General features: G+C 39.8%; 18 protein-coding genes. 8 read left to right on the forward strand and 10 right to left on the reverse strand.

Going from position 1 to position 17,290, the window contains the following annotated elements:
• Positions 1–74: 74 nt before the first annotated feature.
• A complete protein-coding gene (locus MSVAZ_RS15380) occupies positions 75–1,979 on the reverse strand; it encodes a phosphoadenosine phosphosulfate reductase domain-containing protein (RefSeq protein ID WP_048122387.1) in 1,905 nt (634 codons plus the stop codon).
• A gap of 3 nt (positions 1,980–1,982) precedes the next feature.
• On the opposite strand from MSVAZ_RS15380, the gene MSVAZ_RS20565 reads away from it, so the two are divergent.
• Positions 1,983–2,138, forward strand: coding sequence for a hypothetical protein (locus MSVAZ_RS20565; protein ID WP_156151112.1), 156 nt, complete (start codon positions 1,983–1,985; stop codon positions 2,136–2,138).
• 149 nt (positions 2,139–2,287) lie between these two features.
• Here MSVAZ_RS20565 and MSVAZ_RS15385 read toward each other — a convergent pair whose 3' ends face one another.
• Together MSVAZ_RS15385 and MSVAZ_RS15390 are read right to left on the reverse strand one after the other, a co-directional pair.
• The gene (locus tag MSVAZ_RS15385) at positions 2,288–2,980 is read right to left on the reverse strand and encodes an HAD family hydrolase (RefSeq protein ID WP_082091159.1); all 693 of its coding nucleotides are present in this window, start codon (positions 2,978–2,980) and stop codon (positions 2,288–2,290) included.
• A 401-nt stretch (positions 2,981–3,381) separates the two neighbouring features.
• On the reverse strand, positions 3,382–3,819 hold the full coding sequence (locus MSVAZ_RS15390; RefSeq protein ID WP_048122392.1) for a GNAT family N-acetyltransferase: 438 nt from the start codon (positions 3,817–3,819) through the stop codon (positions 3,382–3,384).
• Between the two features lie 442 nt (positions 3,820–4,261).
• Between MSVAZ_RS15390 and MSVAZ_RS15395 the strand changes: the two genes are divergently transcribed.
• Positions 4,262–4,549 carry a hypothetical protein gene (locus MSVAZ_RS15395; protein WP_048122394.1) on the forward strand — a complete coding sequence of 96 codons (288 nt, stop codon included), beginning with the start codon at positions 4,262–4,264 and terminating at the stop codon, positions 4,547–4,549.
• A 145-nt stretch (positions 4,550–4,694) separates the two neighbouring features.
• Here the strand turns inward: MSVAZ_RS15395 and MSVAZ_RS15400 are convergent, their stop codons facing one another.
• The 3 genes from MSVAZ_RS15400 to MSVAZ_RS15410 all read right to left on the reverse strand — a co-directional run bounded on the left by MSVAZ_RS15400 (position 4,695) and on the right by MSVAZ_RS15410 (position 8,912).
• Positions 4,695–6,032 (reverse strand): beta-propeller fold lactonase family protein, encoded by a 1,338-nt coding sequence (locus tag MSVAZ_RS15400; RefSeq protein ID WP_084626166.1) that lies wholly within the window; start codon positions 6,030–6,032, stop codon positions 4,695–4,697.
• A 201-nt stretch (positions 6,033–6,233) separates the two neighbouring features.
• On the reverse strand, positions 6,234–7,442 hold the full coding sequence (locus MSVAZ_RS15405; protein ID WP_048122396.1) for a C39 family peptidase: 1,209 nt from the start codon (positions 7,440–7,442) through the stop codon (positions 6,234–6,236).
• A gap of 648 nt (positions 7,443–8,090) precedes the next feature.
• Positions 8,091–8,912: a CRISPR-associated protein Cas4 gene (locus tag MSVAZ_RS15410; RefSeq protein WP_048122397.1), complete on the reverse strand. Its 822-nt coding sequence runs from the start codon at positions 8,910–8,912 to the stop codon at positions 8,091–8,093.
• Positions 8,913–9,048: 136 nt separating this feature from the next.
• Between MSVAZ_RS15410 and MSVAZ_RS15415 the strand changes: the two genes are divergently transcribed.
• The 4 genes from MSVAZ_RS15415 to MSVAZ_RS15430 are packed head-to-tail and all read left to right on the forward strand — an operon-like array spanning position 9,049 to position 12,479.
• A complete protein-coding gene (locus tag MSVAZ_RS15415; RefSeq protein WP_048122399.1) occupies positions 9,049–9,789 on the forward strand; it encodes a helix-turn-helix domain-containing protein in 741 nt (246 codons plus the stop codon).
• 46 nt (positions 9,790–9,835) lie between these two features.
• Positions 9,836–10,885, forward strand: a complete 1,050-nt coding sequence (locus tag MSVAZ_RS15420; protein WP_048122401.1) for a hydroxymethylglutaryl-CoA synthase — start codon at positions 9,836–9,838, stop codon at positions 10,883–10,885.
• Positions 10,886–10,901: 16 nt separating this feature from the next.
• Entirely contained in the window at positions 10,902–12,074 is a 1,173-nt protein-coding gene (locus MSVAZ_RS15425; RefSeq protein ID WP_048122403.1) for a thiolase domain-containing protein, read from the forward strand.
• 6 nt (positions 12,075–12,080) lie between these two features.
• The gene (locus MSVAZ_RS15430) at positions 12,081–12,479 is read left to right on the forward strand and encodes a Zn-ribbon domain-containing OB-fold protein (RefSeq protein WP_048122408.1); all 399 of its coding nucleotides are present in this window, start codon (positions 12,081–12,083) and stop codon (positions 12,477–12,479) included.
• Positions 12,480–12,978: 499 nt separating this feature from the next.
• On the opposite strand, the gene MSVAZ_RS20570 is transcribed toward MSVAZ_RS15430, so the two are convergent.
• Positions 12,979–13,200, reverse strand: coding sequence for a hypothetical protein (locus tag MSVAZ_RS20570; protein ID WP_156151113.1), 222 nt, complete (start codon positions 13,198–13,200; stop codon positions 12,979–12,981).
• Positions 13,201–13,516: 316 nt separating this feature from the next.
• On the opposite strand from MSVAZ_RS20570, the gene cyaB reads away from it, so the two are divergent.
• Together cyaB and MSVAZ_RS15445 are read left to right on the forward strand one after the other, a co-directional pair.
• Positions 13,517–14,050 carry a class IV adenylate cyclase gene (cyaB, locus tag MSVAZ_RS15440; protein WP_048122412.1) on the forward strand — a complete coding sequence of 178 codons (534 nt, stop codon included), beginning with the start codon at positions 13,517–13,519 and terminating at the stop codon, positions 14,048–14,050.
• 186 nt (positions 14,051–14,236) lie between these two features.
• On the forward strand, positions 14,237–14,848 hold the full coding sequence (locus tag MSVAZ_RS15445; RefSeq protein ID WP_048122414.1) for an orotate phosphoribosyltransferase-like protein: 612 nt from the start codon (positions 14,237–14,239) through the stop codon (positions 14,846–14,848).
• Positions 14,849–14,957: 109 nt separating this feature from the next.
• Here the strand turns inward: MSVAZ_RS15445 and MSVAZ_RS15450 are convergent, their stop codons facing one another.
• From MSVAZ_RS15450 to MSVAZ_RS15460, 3 genes are read right to left on the reverse strand one after another with little or no spacing between them, the layout of a single operon-like run.
• Positions 14,958–15,644: a hypothetical protein gene (locus MSVAZ_RS15450; protein WP_048122416.1), complete on the reverse strand. Its 687-nt coding sequence runs from the start codon at positions 15,642–15,644 to the stop codon at positions 14,958–14,960.
• Positions 15,645–15,698: 54 nt separating this feature from the next.
• On the reverse strand, positions 15,699–16,463 hold the full coding sequence (locus MSVAZ_RS15455; RefSeq protein ID WP_048122418.1) for a hypothetical protein: 765 nt from the start codon (positions 16,461–16,463) through the stop codon (positions 15,699–15,701).
• A gap of 54 nt (positions 16,464–16,517) precedes the next feature.
• Complete coding sequence (locus tag MSVAZ_RS15460) at positions 16,518–17,198, reverse strand: hypothetical protein (protein ID WP_197078777.1); 681 nt, start codon at positions 17,196–17,198, stop codon at positions 16,518–16,520.
• Between the last annotated feature and the right edge of the window lie 92 nt (positions 17,199–17,290).

Genomic DNA, 17,290 nt, shown 5'->3' on the forward strand with positions numbered 1-17,290 from the left:
TCTGAATTCTCACTTTTTCTTTTTGTAAATTACTCCGTTTTAATTCATGTAAATGTAAGAGTTTATGGAAGAGTTCAAATAAATTTAACAAGAGGGCAGACTTCAATACATGCTCCGCAGTGAATGCAGTTTTCTTTAATCCTTACTTTCTTTTCTTTCATTTCAATCGCATTATGCTCACAGTGGCCCACGCAAACTCCGCACCCCTGGCAGAGTAAAGCCCTTCTTACCGAGAGCTCAACAATTCTCATAAGCTTTTTTAGCTCTTTTTCGTCCTCGCTTCTCCCATTAACATTACCTGAGGCAAAAACCTGTGCCCTGGATTCTCTGAAAACGACGGACGCGGCTCCTTCTATGAAAGAAGCTTTGCCGATGGGTGAAAGCATCCCGCTTTCTTTAAGGGTTTCTATGTCAATTGCCTGCCCAAAGCTTCCGTCCGCAGATATTCCTCCTGCTTTGCAGGGCCTGTACCCTGTTGCTACTTCAAAATGAAGTTCTGTTGGGGCTTCCTGGGATGGAAGAAGAGAAATTCCTTTTTTCTCAGCAAGTTTCTGGAGAACACGAGGATACCGCTTATAGCGCCATAAACCGTACTTTACCCACTCAGGAGAGAGACCCATTTTCTCGGCATAGTCAAGGAGATAGAAGTTCAGCTTTTTTGCAAGTTCTGGATGGCTTTCTTCAAGCTGGAAGAAATCTGCAAGAGAGGAAGATGGACAGAGCCAGCATCCCATCCTATCATATCCTTTCTCATAAGCCGGATTATAGGGAGCTTTTGTTCTGAAAAGGTAAAGCCAGACATGAAGAGCTGTCCATTCCTGTATAGGGGATGCTCCTACCTGGTTTCCCACCCAGGGATTTTTCCAGACTTTCTTGCTGATTGAACGGGCATGGGATTCATACTGGCGCTGTCCTATGAAACTAAGGCATCCTCCTTCATAGTTCTCGTCAATTAACCTGGTGATCGGCCCGAGTTTGCAGATCTTGCAGCACCAGCGGGTATCCATGGTAGGAGGGCCAAAAACACTTATTGAGTTCCAGAAAGCGTCTCCTGCACTTGAGCTCCTTAGTTTTTTCCCATAGTGCTCTACAACCTGTTTGACGTTTTCAACGGTTTCCGGAAACTCAAGCCCGGTATCTGCAAACATAATCTCGTAATCGCCAAGACTTTCACTAACTAGCTGGAGCACAGCAAGGCTATCCTTTCCCCCGGAATAGGATACGCTTACTTTCATGTCCATGCTTCCCACGACATTTTTTATGAAGGCATGGGACCTTTCTATCATGCCGTCCAGAATTTTTTCGTTGGCTTTTACGGCATCTTCCCAGGTCTGCTCTCCAAAATTTTCTTTTTGAGGCTCTGGGTTTCCGCTCCAGCGAGGTTTTACTGCATGCCCGTGGTTTTCTTCACACATTTCCTTTCCTGTCATTCGGGCTCGCCCACAGCAGATTACTTCTCCTGCAGGGTTCAGCACAACTACCTCGTCTTCTTTTTGGATTTCAGGATCGGCATCAAGAACCCCGGGTGCCAGAACACTTGCTCCCTTTTCCAGGATAAAAGGTACAACTGCCTGATCAATAACAACCCATTTTTTCAGGGCTTTTCTATCCCTGCCCTGGAAAAGCCTTCTTGCCCCTTCGAGCCTGGGAAGTAAAACCCATTCACAGCTCTCAATTTCAAATCTAAGAGACGCAAGCACTTCCCCGTCAACTATAATCTCATCCATACGGTCTTCATACGGAGCTTTATTTAGCACTACAAGGTGTCCTTCAGGTATAAGTGGCGCATTGAACTGTTTTTCCGAAACCGAGTTTATGCGTTTTATATCATAATCAAAAGCAGGGCGGATATCCCCTGGAGGGGTTACCTCAACTTTTTTTGTACTTTTACCGCATCCGCACTTTTTTCCTAGCACAGGCACATTACAGGCCTCACACCAGTGCAGAAGCATTTTTCCAAGATATGCTGGTCTGGACATGTCATGCAGATTGAGAGAGGTTCACCTTTAAAAGGCTTTGGCTCAAGCTTTTTAAAAAAAAGCTTGACCAAAAATTCATTTAAAAAGTCCTGGATTTTCGTAAGCTCTTTAGAAAAAGCTTGGCCAAAAATTTATTTAAAAAGTATTGTCTTTTCTTAAGCTCTTTAAAAAAAGTTTAATCAAAAAGTTATTTAAAAAGTCTTGTTTTTTCTTAAGCTCTTTAGAAAAAGTTTAATCAAAATTATGTATTGGAACGTACTGTTTTTTCAAATGCTCTAATCTTTAAACAGGGCTCAATAATCCAATGATTATGACACATTCTCGCATAATACATTGGCAAGTTCTTTCAATGAGATAATACTTTTAACATTTTTACTTATTAATATTTTGTTATTTCTATTAATCCATATACCTTTCATTCCAATATTTTCACATGGTATTATATCCGTTTCGATAGTGTCTCCAACATAAAAGCATTTTTCTGGTTCTTCACCATTTCTTTTACATGCAATTTCAAATATTTCCGTATGGGGTTTTGAAACATTAAATTCTCCTGCTACTACGATATCAACAAAGTAGTGAGAAATTTTCATTTTATCTAGCTTTAGTTTTTGTTGCCCTGGATCTCCATTACTGATGATACCCATTTTTAGCTTTGAAAGTTTTTTCAAGCATGGTATTACATCATTAAAAGGTTTCCAACTTAATTCATAATTGCGTAAATAGTGATCAAATACTTCAAGTGCTTCTTCACTTGACAGGTTAATATTTCGTTTTAAATAAAGTTCTTTAATTCGCTCTATTCGCTGCTCTTCAAAAGAGCATTTTTTGGCTAAATATTTTTCAAAGTGTTTGTCTGATAGTTTACACCAAATAGAATAAAATTCATTAAAATCCATATCAAAAAAATTTTTATGGTTCTGGTAAAATAATTTGACCCCCGTAAATTCTGCACTTTTATGATCCAACAGAGTGCCATCTATATCAAAGAAAACCATCATGCTTTTTCCTCAAACTCAATAATATGATAGTACGAAAATTTAGCAGGAATATCTTTGTATCAGTATATCTTTGTATCAGTAATACAATAGGAAAGATCTGTTTTCTTCAAGTCATAACTTCTGTTTAATAATTAGTTAAAATTTCCTGATAATTAGTCAATTGTCGTCGGTCAAGGAACTTTCTTGCCTGAAATATATCGATTTTGTACCCGAAGCCTGCTTTAAGTTTTGGAGTATTTACATGAAATTGATTCTCTGTTCCAGCCTATAATAAAATTAAATATTTAACAACTGTTGAGGAAATGAAAGCAATTTCTCTTGATTTCTCAATTAACCGAAAACACATGTCTGAGACTCTTTTAACAATAACGTCTTGACAAAATCTGTCTGAATGTTTCAGTTTAGTGTCTAGATTCTCTGAATTTGACATCCGGATAATCCGGAATATGCAAATTGGGTTTTTTACTAAGAAGAAAATGAGTTTCTGTATTTCCAATTTTTTCAAAACCAAGTTTGTTGTAAAAATTTTGAGCTATATAATTAACTTTTAACACTCTGAGATTTATTTCTATTTTTGCCTTTTGAGCATCGGCAATAATATCTGAAATAATTAAAGTTCCTATTCCTTTATTCTGATATTCAGGCAATATTTGTATTTCATCAATAACAATGGATTTTTCACTTCGACTGAAAGCAACAATGCCAACATTTTTTTCATTTACAACAATAAGCTGGAATTCTATAGTTTGGAAATACCTGCTGAAAAACTCTCTTTGAAAATCTTCGTTCCAATTGCCCCATGTTTTTATTACATAATCTTCTATGTTAGCCTTATTCAAGTTATAAATGAAATTATAGTCCTCTTGTGTTGCTATCTTTAAAATATATATTTACTCACCCATCCAATAAAATTTATTGATAATATCAAGCAATTGGTTCAGTTCATTATATCAGGAAAAGTGTTAATTTTTGTTCTTTTTCATTACAAAATAATCTTACTTGATAATATACTCTTCCACATCAACTTATATTTCCCATCTTATATCTAAACGCATAAGTTATGCTTCTTTGAATATATTGCTGTGGCCGGTGTGCTGTGTGAGTATGTAAACGCAAGCAAAGCCATGTTTTAGACTATGCCATGAAAACATCAATCAGGTATTAGTGGACGACCATAATATTAGACTGCTATTAATTAGACTGGTTTCAGAATCGGCTCATGATATAGATATATACAAATGCAGAAATAATGGATATTGGAATGGATATTGGGGGAATATCATGGTAGTCATAAAAGAAATTAATTCAGCCGGATTCGGGAAAATTCTTACAATCTTTTATGGAACAATGGGTTTAGTTTTTGGGTTTTTTACAACAATAGCTGCTTTAATGGGAATTTCCATGACAAAAAAATTCGGGATTTTTTCCTTGATTTTCGGAAAATGGGCTGTACTCAGTCTACCTATATTTTATGGAGTATCTGGATACTTCATAGGGCGTATTGCAGCTAGTTTATATAATACTATAGTGGGCTCGAAAAAAGGGTTCAGGGTGGAGGTTTTGCGTTAAAAATTGGTATTCATAGAGGCAAATATCAAAAAATTATCAATAAGTGTTGTTTGTATAATTTTATTTTTCCTTTTTTCCCAAGCATTCCTTGTCTTCAATGCAAGTTCAGTCCAATAAGTAACGACATTAAACCCCATTTTGGCACTTACTTCTTACCGAACTTCCATCCTCCAAAAAGGCAGGCCAAGCCGCACAATAATCCGAAGCCTGGAGTAGAGTTATTTTTGCTCGATTCATTTCCATTTGAGATACTACCATTATCATACTCAGAATTATTGTTCTTTGAATTATTGAGTTCAACAGCTTTTTTTTCTTCAAATGATAGGTTAGCTTCTTCGGCTTCTGTATCTTCACGTGAATTGGAAGCTACCCTTGTGCTTTGATCAGTAATATTAGAATCTATTAAAGGCCCAATAGCAACTCCAGCAGGATAGTTTAGAGTATATTTCCCTGAATTCACAGTCGCTGTAACTTTGTTTGTATCTGTATCAATTACGGAGACATTGTCGCCTTCGGCGTTTGTCACATATACCTTTTTTCCGTTCGGTGTGACTGCAATTCCCATAGGCTGTTTTCCTACAGGCACGGTGGCTATAACAGTGTTTGTTACTGTATCAATTACGGATACGTTGTTGCTTTGCCAATCTGCCACGTATACCTTTGTTCCGTCCGGTGTGACTGCAATATCACCTGGGCCATCTTCTACAGGCACGGTGGCTGTAACGGTGTTTGTTTCTGTATTGATTACTGATATGTCATTGCTGCCTGTATTGGTTACATACACCTTATTCCCGTCAGGACTGACTGCAATATCAGAAGGATGGTCTCCTACAGGCACCGTGACTGTAATTTTGTTTGTAGCCGCATCGATTACAGAAGTAGTGTTGTTGCGGCTGTTTACAGCATAGATTTTTTTTCCATCTGGAGCGATTTCAACGTTAACAGTACTTATTCCGAGATTAATCATGGCCGTTACGCTATTCGTTGCCGTGTCAATTATTGAGATATTGTTGCTGTCATTATCCGCCACACTGTAGCGATTTGTCACATAAACCCTTGTTCCTGCAGGGTTGACTGAAACTCCCCAGGGATAACTTCCTCCTGTATTCACTGTAGCACTAACCATATTTGTGGCTGTGTCAATTACTGAGACGGTGGGGTCAAATCCGGTTGCTACGTATACCTTTGTTCCTGCAGGGTTGACTGCAACACCTGCCGGCCAGCCGCCCACAGGCACCACGGATGTAACATTGTCAGTTGCTGTGTCAATTACAAAAACAGTTCCAGTGTCGACCCCCAAACTCGTAACATATGCAAATGGAGCTGCACCTGCTACGCTCACCAGTATTGAAATCGTAAGTACTGGTATTCCAAAAGCTCTTAGGAAAGTATCTTTTCTGCGTGCTTTATTAGACATTACCACAGATGAGGGTGGAACCGGAAAAGTAGCAATCGACGTTGTTGATATAGTTTTACCTTTCATATTTTATCCTCAAAAGCTGTTTGTCTTTCGCCATAGCGCTGTTTAGCGCTGTTACAAAAAAATTTGGAGATTTCAATAAATATATAAAAAATAGTGAGAATTTTGATAAACCTCACTTTTTGGCTGGCTATATATAGCTATATACAAAGTGTACATATGCAACCGTTGAAACCAGGAGTACATCCAACTCTTTAAAGGATTTTAACGTATATAGATACGTTTTCTTTCTGTACCGTTTCCGATCTTTTCAATCTTTGGTGTACCACGTGACCCAACAGGCAATGGATCATTAATATACATATAATAATACCCATTCTGAATCAGGTATCCCTGGCAAACCCGATAATGATTTGAAGTCATACTGAAAAAAGGTCTTCTTTTGTTAATCTCTGTAACAGCACCAGAACTAGTACAACTACTAGTTAAAGTTCCTGTTTTTCCCCATTTAATATTAGCCCATTCTATAATTTCAGAAGGATTGAGCCCAGCCGGATCATCGTTAGAATCGAAGAAATATTTATAGATTGATGTTTGTTTAGGAGTTGGTCTTCCATAGTATAAAGAAATCATTTGAATAGATGCTTCACCACAATAAATATCGCATTCTTGTCCACGACAAAGAACACCAAGTTTTATACTTGTTGAAGTCGTTGTTGCTGCATCGGCACTGAGTTTCTTCATATTTTCTTCAGTGACTGCCGCATTAATATTAACTCCCTTATTAGCTGCTGCTTGTTCTATATATTTTGTGAGTTGATCACTTTCCTGCCACTCTTTTAAATTTTCTTCAACTCCATTCTCCAATTTCATCTCATACATTGACCAAACCCCAGGCCCGGTTTCAGTTACAGGTTTATCTTCTACCTTTTCAAGAGTATATGCATCTACAAATATCCGATGTTCAAATCCAGTGGTCTTGTCTTTTACAACGGTCATTGCCCCTATACTCGGATAGTTGTATACAACCAAACTGGTTGATTTGATTTCTCCAGTTGGATAATTTTTCTTGGCGATATCTTTTGACTTTTTTATAGCTTCAGTCGTTTTATAGGGTTCAGGATCAAATGCAATGTCATTGAATGAATTTCCTAGCTTTTTATTGGCATAAATATCAATTGTACCTATCAATTTTTTTTCTTTATAGACTAAAAATTGATAAAATAATTTCTGACCATTTATGTCATAAAGCTCAATTGGTTTGGGATCAATAGATGCCCCTGTCCAATCTTCAAAGTTTGGTGCTTTGGCTACTATAAAACGTATCATATTCGCATTAGCATGCTTAAAGGCGTCTTCAGCAGTTACAGAGTAATTATCCTCTTTCTGTGCACTTACGGCTGGTATCAATGTAATACCAACCAGCAATATTACTAAAATTAGCGCTACTATTCCAAATTGTTTCTTAATCATTCATTTAACTCCTAGTTACTTTTTCCTAGGAAGCAGAATCAGGCAAACTTGATATATACACAAAGCGAACATGACCATTGCCTCTTAGGACATGTTTTATGGAGTCAGGGTTATCTGGAAAGTACTGATAAACTCTATAAAATTCTATTTATTATTCCTTTATATATTTTAGGATCAAGTTATCAAACAATCTGATACGATATAATATTTAGGATTATTTTTTTCAGAATTATTACTTAATAGGTCGAATTATTTGAGGATTGGGCTAGAAAATTTATATACTTATACTGAACCCAAGCGCAGTTTTAAACTTAAAAAGTGAGAAATGGTGTTTTTAAGAAAAGTATAAACTGTCCTGGCATATTCAAAAAAATCGTCACAACTAATTATAGGACAGCATGTTTCGTTTTTCATCTCTTTATAGTCCCTTTGAGGACCACCTTCTATTACCCTGGTAGTTTACTTTATTCTGACTTTTGCCTTTCGTGTTTGTTCATTGTGTTGTAATCTTTTTCCATTTTATTTATTGTATTATAATTTTTTTCCATCTTTTTCATTGTATTGTAATTTTTTCCATCTTTTTTATTGTGTGGTAATATTTTTCCATATTTTGCATTGTGTTATAATCGTTTTCCATCCACTTCTATTTCAGAAAAATTTTGACATAAGGGAAGACTCTGACACGCAGTGTTCTGAAAAGTTACATTCTTTGCAGAATTTCTCTTCCTTTCTCTCAGGCATAACTCCGGCTTTAATTTTTTCCACTTCCCTGCAGATTTTAAGAACTTCCCGCCTATCCGTGCTTCGAACAGCTACCCTTCGGAGAAGGCCGAAACTTACATATTCCACAAAGGCAAAGGGAACCTCTTTTCCATTTTCAGCTTCAAGAAGCATGACAAAAGCTGCGGCATGTATCCGATCAGAAGCCCATACTCCCTGTTGAGGGCAGCTTCCTGGCTTTAAGATTGACGGAACCTGCGCACCTTCAAAGCAAACGAGTTTTGACGGAACACCTTTAAGGTTAAGTCTTTCTGAGGACAGAAATGGCTCGGTTTTAACAGGCGTAAGTGCCGCAAGCATAGGCTCTTTCCCAAATTCTTCAAGTGCTCCCCGCAGGTTGGCTGCAATTTCGGGAAGTTTAGCTCTTGCCCGCGCTTCTCCGTCCTCAAAAATCTCTTTTGTAACACATGCGAGTTCTCGCGGAAACAGGAGTGGGAGATCTGTACATACCTTTGCCAGAGAAATTTCAAGCTCCTCATAAAGGTTATCGGCGTTTAACGAACACTCTTTCACAATTTCGGGATAATTTAGGGAGAGTTCTTTCAGGATTATTCTTTCGAGCCTGGAGGCAGTAACTTCCGAAAACAATTCAAAGCCTCGATTGACAAAGTATACCCTCCTCGGGCAGTTGATATATAGAAGAAGGTCTGAGACGTTTATCTCCTGATTGGACGAATTGACTGGCATCATATACTAATTCGTTTACAAACATTATAAATTTTCTTAAGAACGTGTGCTGCACATTGATTTAGAAGTTCTGCGACAATTGCCGAATTCATATTCGTTAGATATATAAGGTAATGTTTCCTCTTAGAGTACGTAAGTCATGACATCCAATGAATCCTCAGAAAATCTGCGCAACCGTCTGGCGGAAAAAATGGCTGGAGATATCACTCTTTCGGAAAAGCCGGGAGAGTCACTCAAAAAATGGAGATCAAATTTTGAGATATCCCAGACCGATCTTGCAAATTACCTTAAGGTTTCCCCCTCCGTTATCAGTGATTATGAAAGTGGGAGACGAAAGTCTCCAGGAACGCTAATTATAAAAAAAATTGTTGAGTGCCTCCTTGAAATTGATATGGATCGGGGAAGCAAAAAAATTCACGCTTACGAATCTATACTTAATGCCGAAAGCGGTACGAAATCCATTTACTCAACATATGAGTATACGATCCCGATACAGCTTGCTAAACTGGTCAACCTTATTGAAGGAGATATTATCTACAAAGGAGTTGAAAGGCCTCTTTACGGTTTCTCTGTCATTGACAGCCAGAGAGCAATCCTGGAACTTTCTTCCCATGAGTTTCAGAAGCTCTATGGCTGGAGTACCGACAGGGCCATGATCTTTACGAAGGTCAGCACCGGAAAATCCCCAATGGTAGCCATCCGGGTTACCAACCTTAAGCCCGGTGCCGTGGTACTTCACGGTCTTCGAAAAGAAGAGGTCGAACCTGTTGTAATCAAAATGGCAGAAGTCGACCGCATCCCCCTGGTCGCAACTACGATGGATCTTGACCAGATTGTCCAGTTACTGAGAAAATACAGTCAATACTATGCCAGGGAATAAACCCTGAATTCTGATGCCCTGAAACACTCAAAAACAGGTGGAAATAATGACTATTGGAATCGTATCTTACGGTGCTTATGTTCCCCGATACCGTATCAAAGTAGAAGAAATCGCCCGGGTATGGGGTGATAATGCAGATGCTCTTAAAAGTGGCCTTATGGTATATGAAAAATCCGTGCCTGATATCGATGAAGACGCAGCAACTATAGCTGTGGAAGCGGCAAGATACGCGATGGCAAGAAGCGGGGCTGATCCAGAGAGGATTGGGGCAGTATATACGGGCTCGGAGAGTCATCCCTATGCTGTAAAGCCAACAAGCACAATTGTCGCCCAGGCTATAGGAGCAACCCCAAATATGACTGCAGCAGACTTCGAGTTTGCATGTAAGGCAGGGACAGCCGCAGTTCAGGCCTGTATGGGACTGGTAAGTTCAGGAATGATCGACCTGGGCATGGCTATAGGAGCCGATGTTTCCCAGGGTGCTCCCGGTGATGCTCTTGAGTATACTGCAGCTGCAGGGGGAGTTGCCTGCCTCATTGGAAGAAACGAATCAGAGATTGCCGCAATCATTGAAGACACTTATTCCTTTACAACTGACACCCCTGACTTCTGGAGAAGAGAAGGGATGCCCTACCCTGAGCACGGAGGCCGTTTTACAGGAGAGCCAGGCTACTTCAAGCATGTGACTAACGGCGCAAAAGGTCTTATGGAAAAACTCGGGACAAAGCCTACAGATTATGATTATGCGGTTTTCCACCAGCCAAATGGAAAATTCCCTACCAAAGCTGCAAAAACCCTGGGTTTCACCATGGCCCAGATTGCTCCAGGGCTTGTAGTTCCAAAAATTGGGAACACGTATTCAGGTTCCTGTCTTATGGGAATTGCTGCGACTCTTGACCAGGCAAAACCAGGGGACAGAATTTTTGCGACTGCCTTTGGGTCAGGTGCAGGGTCTGATGCTTTTAGTATAACGGTTACAGACAGGATTGAGGAAATCCGAAACAGGGCTCCGACGGTTTCCGAACTGATTAAAAATCCTGTATATATTGACTATGCAAGATACGCCAAACATAAGGGTAAAATCCGCCGGTCATGAAAACGGAGTGAAGAATATGAGAGACGTAGCAATTATCGGAGTAAAGAATACCAAGTTCGGAGAACTCTGGGAACGGTCCCTGAGGGATATAGTAGTAGAAGCCGGGGCCGGAGCACTCGCAGATGCAGGCGTTGGCGGAAAAGAAATCGACGCTCTCTACGTAGGAAACATGAGCGGAGGGCGATTTATTGATCAGGAACATATAGGTGCTCTTATAGCGGACTATTCGGGACTTTCCAAAAACCTGCATGTCCCAGCTACGCGAGTTGAAGCTGCCTGTGCATCAGGCGGGCTTGCCCTGCGGCAGGCCATCATGGCTGTAGCTTCCGGTTATAATGATATTGTGATTGCAGCAGGAGCCGAAAAAATGACTGATGTGGGGTCTGAGGAAGCGTCTTCAGCTCTTGCAGCAGCGGCTGATCGGGAGTGGGAAGGGATGGCAGGAGCAACTTTTCCCGGAATCTATGCAATGATTGCAAGATTGCATATGCACAGGTATGGGACTACCAGCGAACAGCTTGCCGAGGTTGCCGTAAAGAACCATAAAAACGGCTCTTTAAATCCCATTGCTCAGTATAAAAACAAAATCACTGTGGACGACGTGTTGAAATCTATAATGGTAGCTGATCCTTTGCATATTTTTGACTGTTCCCCTATAACGGATGGCGCTTCAGCTCTTGTGCTTGCCCCAGCGGATATTGCGCACAAGTACACGGATACTCCCATTTATATCAAGGCAACCGCTCAGGCAAGTGATACAATTGCGCTTCACGACCGGCGGGATATAACAACCCTCGACGCAACCGTGGTGGCTGCAAAGCGGGCCTATTCCATGGCAAAGCTGAGGCCTGAAGACATCGACCTTGTAGAAGTGCATGACTGCTTCACCATTGCTGAGATTTGTGCAATTGAAGACCTCGGGTTTGCAGAAAAAGGAAAAGGCGGAATTGTCACAGCAAACGGAGAAACTGCAATCGGAGGTAGGATTCCTGTCAATACCTCAGGCGGCCTCAAAGCCTGTGGACATCCTGTGGGAGCAACTGGCATAAAGCAGGCTGTAGAAATCGTAACCCAGCTGCGCGGAGAAGCAGGCAAGCGTCAGGTCGAAGGCGCAGAGTATGGCATGACCCATAACGTAGGAGGGTCAGGAGCAACAGCAGTAGTGCATATTTTCTCGAGGGAGAGGTGAGATCCGATGTCTTCCGTTCCAAGATTCTGGAGAAGTCTCGGCAGCAGGTATAACCTTGAAGGTACCCGCTGTAAAGAATGTGGGGAACATTTCTATCCCCCGCGTAATTTTTGCGTAAACTGCAGGCGTGTAGGCCATATTGAGCCTTACAGGTTCAAAGGCACTGGCGAAATAATATCATATACAGTAATCCATACAGCTGCAGAAGGTTTTGAAGACCTGGCTCCTTATACCCTTGCGATAATTCAGCTTGATGAAGGTCCCCGCCTGACATCGCAGGTAATTGGCGATCCTGAAAAAATTCACATTGGAATGAGGGTAAGATCCGTATTCCGCAAGCTTGGAGAGGACGGTGAAGGTGGCATGATCTACTACGGCACCAAGTTCGTCCCCGAAGATGCATGAAAGATCCGGATTTTCCGGATTTTATTTTTAGCGTTTGTTTCCGGATTTTATTTTTAGCGTTTGTTTCCGGATTTTATTTTTAGCGTTTGTTTCCGGATTCTATTTTTAACATTTATTTCCGGATTCCATTTTTAGCGTTTGTTTCCTGATTCTATTTTTAGCGTTTATGTTGAAAAACGTAAGCACTATATTTTCTCATATCATATTTACTTCTGCAGGGCGATTTGATGAAGATAAAGATTGCGATGGCATTGATGTCTGTTGTCTTTATGTTTGTAGTTGGAATTCTATCCAATGGATTTTACTTGCTGCCTGGTACCGATGAAGATGTCCTTTTAGAATTAATGAGCACTATCTCTCTTTTTGGTTCTGTACTTTTCGTATTAGAAGCAAGAAAAGTACTACCCAGATGGCATATGGCAGTCCCGTTTTGTGTTTCACTGTTTTTACTGGTTATCGTAAGTTTTTGGAAAGTTAGTGGTACAGAATTTCTTAGTGACTACAGGTACCTCGTAACACCCATCGTAATAACGCTTCTGGCGTTACTGTCCCCATTCTCATTACTGGTCTTCTTATCTTTGCATAGACATCCATACTCGATGAAAGCATATCTTGCAGTTTCATCCATAGCAAGTGTTATTTCTATATTTTCTCTTTTCTTTGCAGTCTGGGAACTTTCATCAAGGCATTCACACGAGGCATCTTTTAGTGATGGTCTCATAGCAATTTATTTACTTTATTGGTTAATTGTGATGCCGATTATAGGATTGAGTTTTTTGCATCGTGCAATAAAGTAAAGGAATACCAGGGTTATGCCAAGTTGATCGGGATGGACAATTTCATGAGTTCTATATTAGCTGGTTAAATTTTTATCACCACTAGACTTCTCACCACTAGACTTCTCACCACTAGACTTCTCACCACTAGACTTGATAGAACCGCCTCAAACAAATACTATATATCGTTTTAGTGCAAGTGTTTTAGCCAGCAAATATTTACCAATTTTAACCGGATTCAACTGGAGATTCCTGAAAACTATGATTGAAATCGAGGTCAAGGTCAGAGCAGACCATTCAAAAGTTCGCTCCATCCTTAAGAACATAGGAGCAACAAAAATTGGGATTGAAAACCAGTCTGACGTTTATTTTGCAGCTCCTCACAGGGATTTTGCAAAAACCGATGAGGCACTAAGGATTCGTTCCCTGGATGGTCAGGCTGTGCTGACCTACAAAGGCCCCAAACTCGATGGCATTTCCAAAACCCGAGAAGAATTCGAAACTCCTGTAGATGAAGCCACCACAATACAAATACTGCATGCCCTTGGCTTCTCGGAAGCCGGAGTAGTCCGAAAAAAAAGGGAAGTTTTCAGCGCAGGAGAAATTACTGTCTGCCTCGATGCCGTCGAAGGGCTCGGGGAATTTCTTGAAGTCGAAATTGTGGCTGAAAGCGAAAAAGAACTCGAAACTTCAAGGGCAAAATTATTTGAATTGCTTAAACAGTTTGGCGCAGGGGAAAAGGATTCTATTCGGACTTCTTATCTTGAGATGGTACTGGAGAAAAATAACGGTTAATACACCTGGTAGATGTATGTACCAATCTTTCAAAGTTTTTCATACTACTCTTTTTACAGGTCGTTTCTTGTAAAAGAGTTAATCTTAAGCTGAAGAAATTGATATAACGCTTGATATTATAATATTATCTTAATTTGGAAACCCCGGAAATATAGCCGGATAAAAATTTCAGGTGGGCATGGAGGCATGAAGGATATAGAAGATTTAATACAGAAAGCTGTGGAACTGCAAAGTAACGGACTTGTAACCGGTCAGATCGCCGAGGAACTCAATGTTTCAAGGGAAACGGTTACCTGGCTTTTAACCCGTTCAAAAAAAGAAGAAATAACTCCCGCTCCAAAAGATATTTCTGTAGACTGGAACAGTATAGGGAAAAGTGCTAAACGTCTTCATAACATCTCGCTTGCACTCTGCGACATTGTGCTTGAGACTCTGGAAAAAATAAATGCCGAAGTAGATGTAGTTGTTGGCGTTGCAGCCAATGGTATTCCTCTGGCAAGCATGATGGCATATGAACTGGGTGCAGATTTGGCTATTTATCACCGCAAAGGGCAGGAGACCGTTAGCACAGGACACAAAGGGACCATAAGCAGGAATTTTGGATCAGTTGCCGGTAAAAACTGCGTTATCGTGGATGATGTTATTACCACCGGTTCAACCAGTATGGAAGTGATTGAGCAGCTCAGGGAAATGGATGCAAAACCAAAACTTGTAGTTGTACTGGTCGACAAAAAAGGTGTAGATACAATCTATAATGTCCCGATTAAGTCTCTTGTAAGAGTTGTACGTTTGGACTGAATTGGTAAAAACTCATACAAGCTAAATAAGAGCGTGTTTTAAAATTAAGTCAGTGATTTTGGGACACGCTCTTTTTATGAAGGTTGCATAAACTCGCCTTCCGCAGTTTTTATCGATTCCTTCTTATATATACGACTGCCCCCAACATTACTGCAATCACACTGACAGAGCTCATGAAAGGAGTAGTGTTTGATTTCTGAGTCTGATTGGAATTTTTTTCCGGCTCGCCTTCTGTTCCCGTATTCTCTGTCATTCCGATATCATTTGTCTTATTTTCGGTTTGATTTTCTTCTTGCTCTACATATTCGGCATTTTCGATTTGTTTTATCTCATCTGTTTTGTTCTCGATTTGGTTTTCTTCCGACCACTTGCCCTGAGCTTTCAACTCCTCAATTACTATATTTCTGTCTGTAGCCGGATGTTTTCCCAAAAAGCCGAGAGACATATAAAAAATTCCTTTATCGGGCCTTTGGTCCTTTAACATAAGTAGTACAGATTCGTTTTTATTAAACTCTGCCTCGTCTTCAGTAGAGGCATTGGTCCCTATATTAGTCCTTACTATTATGGTCTTTGTTGGTAGAGGATTATAGAGCCATTCTTTAACTGTAATTGTGTTATTCGTGTAATAGTCAGCTACATCAATCTTACTTACTGTGCCAATAACAATACGGTCAGAGTTGTTTATCTGGTACGGAATTTCGGCAGCTTCTGGAGTAAATAAGGCTGCTGCGAGGTTTGGAGCTAAAAGAAGCAGTATAAATGTAAAGAGTGTCAGAAAAAAACTTAGGCGTTTCATCAAAATCCTCCTGTTCTTTATTTTCAGCTCCTACAAAACAACGAAGAGGCATTGTTAGTTCTTCTTTTTTAAGTATATGACTGCCGCAAGCATTACTGCCATCGCACTGATAAGACTCATAAAAGGAGTAGTATTTGGTTTCTGGGTCTGATTGAAACTTTCTTCCTGCTTGCCTATTGTTCCTGTATTCTCTGTAATTCCTGTTTCATTTGTCTTATTTTCATTTGTCTTATTTTCATTTGTCTTATTTTCATTTGTCTTATTTTCATTTGTCTTATTTTCATTTGTCTTATTTTCTGTTTGATTTTCTTCTTGCTTCTCTACTGTTCCAATATTCTCTATCACTTCGGTCTCGTTTGTTTTATTTCCTATTTGGTTTTCTTCCGGCCACTTTCCTTGAGCTTTCAGTTCCTCGATTACCGCATCTCTGTCTGTAGTCGGGCGTTTCCCTGGAAAACCAAAAGTCACTTTGAAAAGTTGTTTATCTATATCTACATCTTTTAGCATTATAAGTACGGATTCGTTCTTTGTAAACTCAGCTTCATCTTCAGTCCAATGACTGCTTCCTGTTTCAATTCTTACTTTTATAGTCTTTGCAGGCAGGGGATTATAGAGCCATTCATTAACTGCAATTGTGATAATAGTGTATCTGCCGTAATCAATTATCTTACTCACCGTGCCAATCACTATGCGGTCAGAGTTATTTATCTGGTACGGAATTTCGGCAGTTTCTGGAGCAAGTAAGGCTGCTGCGATATTTGGAGCTAAAAGAAGCAGCATAAGCGTAAAGAGTATTGAAAACAAATTTAGTCGTTTCATCAAAGTTCTCCTGTTCTTTATATTCAGCCTACGCAAAATAACAAGAAGCTGTTGTTAGTTTTTCCTTTTAACGTATATGATTGCACCAAGCATTACTGCAAACACGCAGACAGGACTCATGAAAAGAATAGCGTTTGGTTTCTGGGTCTGATTGGAACTTTCTTTCTGCTCGCTGGGTGTTCCTGCGTCCTCTGATGTTTTGGTATCATTTACGTTGTCAACATTTTGATCTTCCTGTTTATCCTCTGTTTTTGTATTTTCTACCGCTTCGGTTTCGCTTGTCTTATTTTCTGTTTTATTTTCCTCTTGCCATTTACCCTGAACTTTCAACTCCTCGATTACTGCGTCCCTGTCTGAAACAGGATATTTTAGTCCCAAAGGTACTCTAAAAAGTAGCTCATCGAGATTTCCGTCATTTAACATCAAAAGGGCAGATTCGTTCTGGGTAAACTCGACTTCATCTTCCACAGCTAGATTAGTCCCGATTTTACTTTGTATTTTTATGGTATCTGTGGGAATAGGATTATAGAGCCATTCTTTAACTTTAACGGTATAAATTGTGTAGCTGCTATATGTGTCAATCTTGCTGACTGTACCAATAATTATTCGGTCAGAGTTGTTTACTTGATAAGGGATTTTTGCAGCTTCTGCATCAATCAATGCTACTGCGATATTTGGAACCAGAAGAAGCAGTATAAGCGTAAAAACCATAGGGAACAAATTTAGGTGTTTCATTAAAATTCTCCTGTTCTTTATTTCAATTTTCTAAAGAGTAGTTCATCGAAATTTCGGGCTGGATTTTTCATGATTTATTGTAATAACTGTCT

Origin of the sequence: Methanosarcina vacuolata Z-761, from assembly GCF_000969905.1 — an archaeon.
GTDB lineage: Archaea > Halobacteriota > Methanosarcinia > Methanosarcinales > Methanosarcinaceae > Methanosarcina > Methanosarcina vacuolata.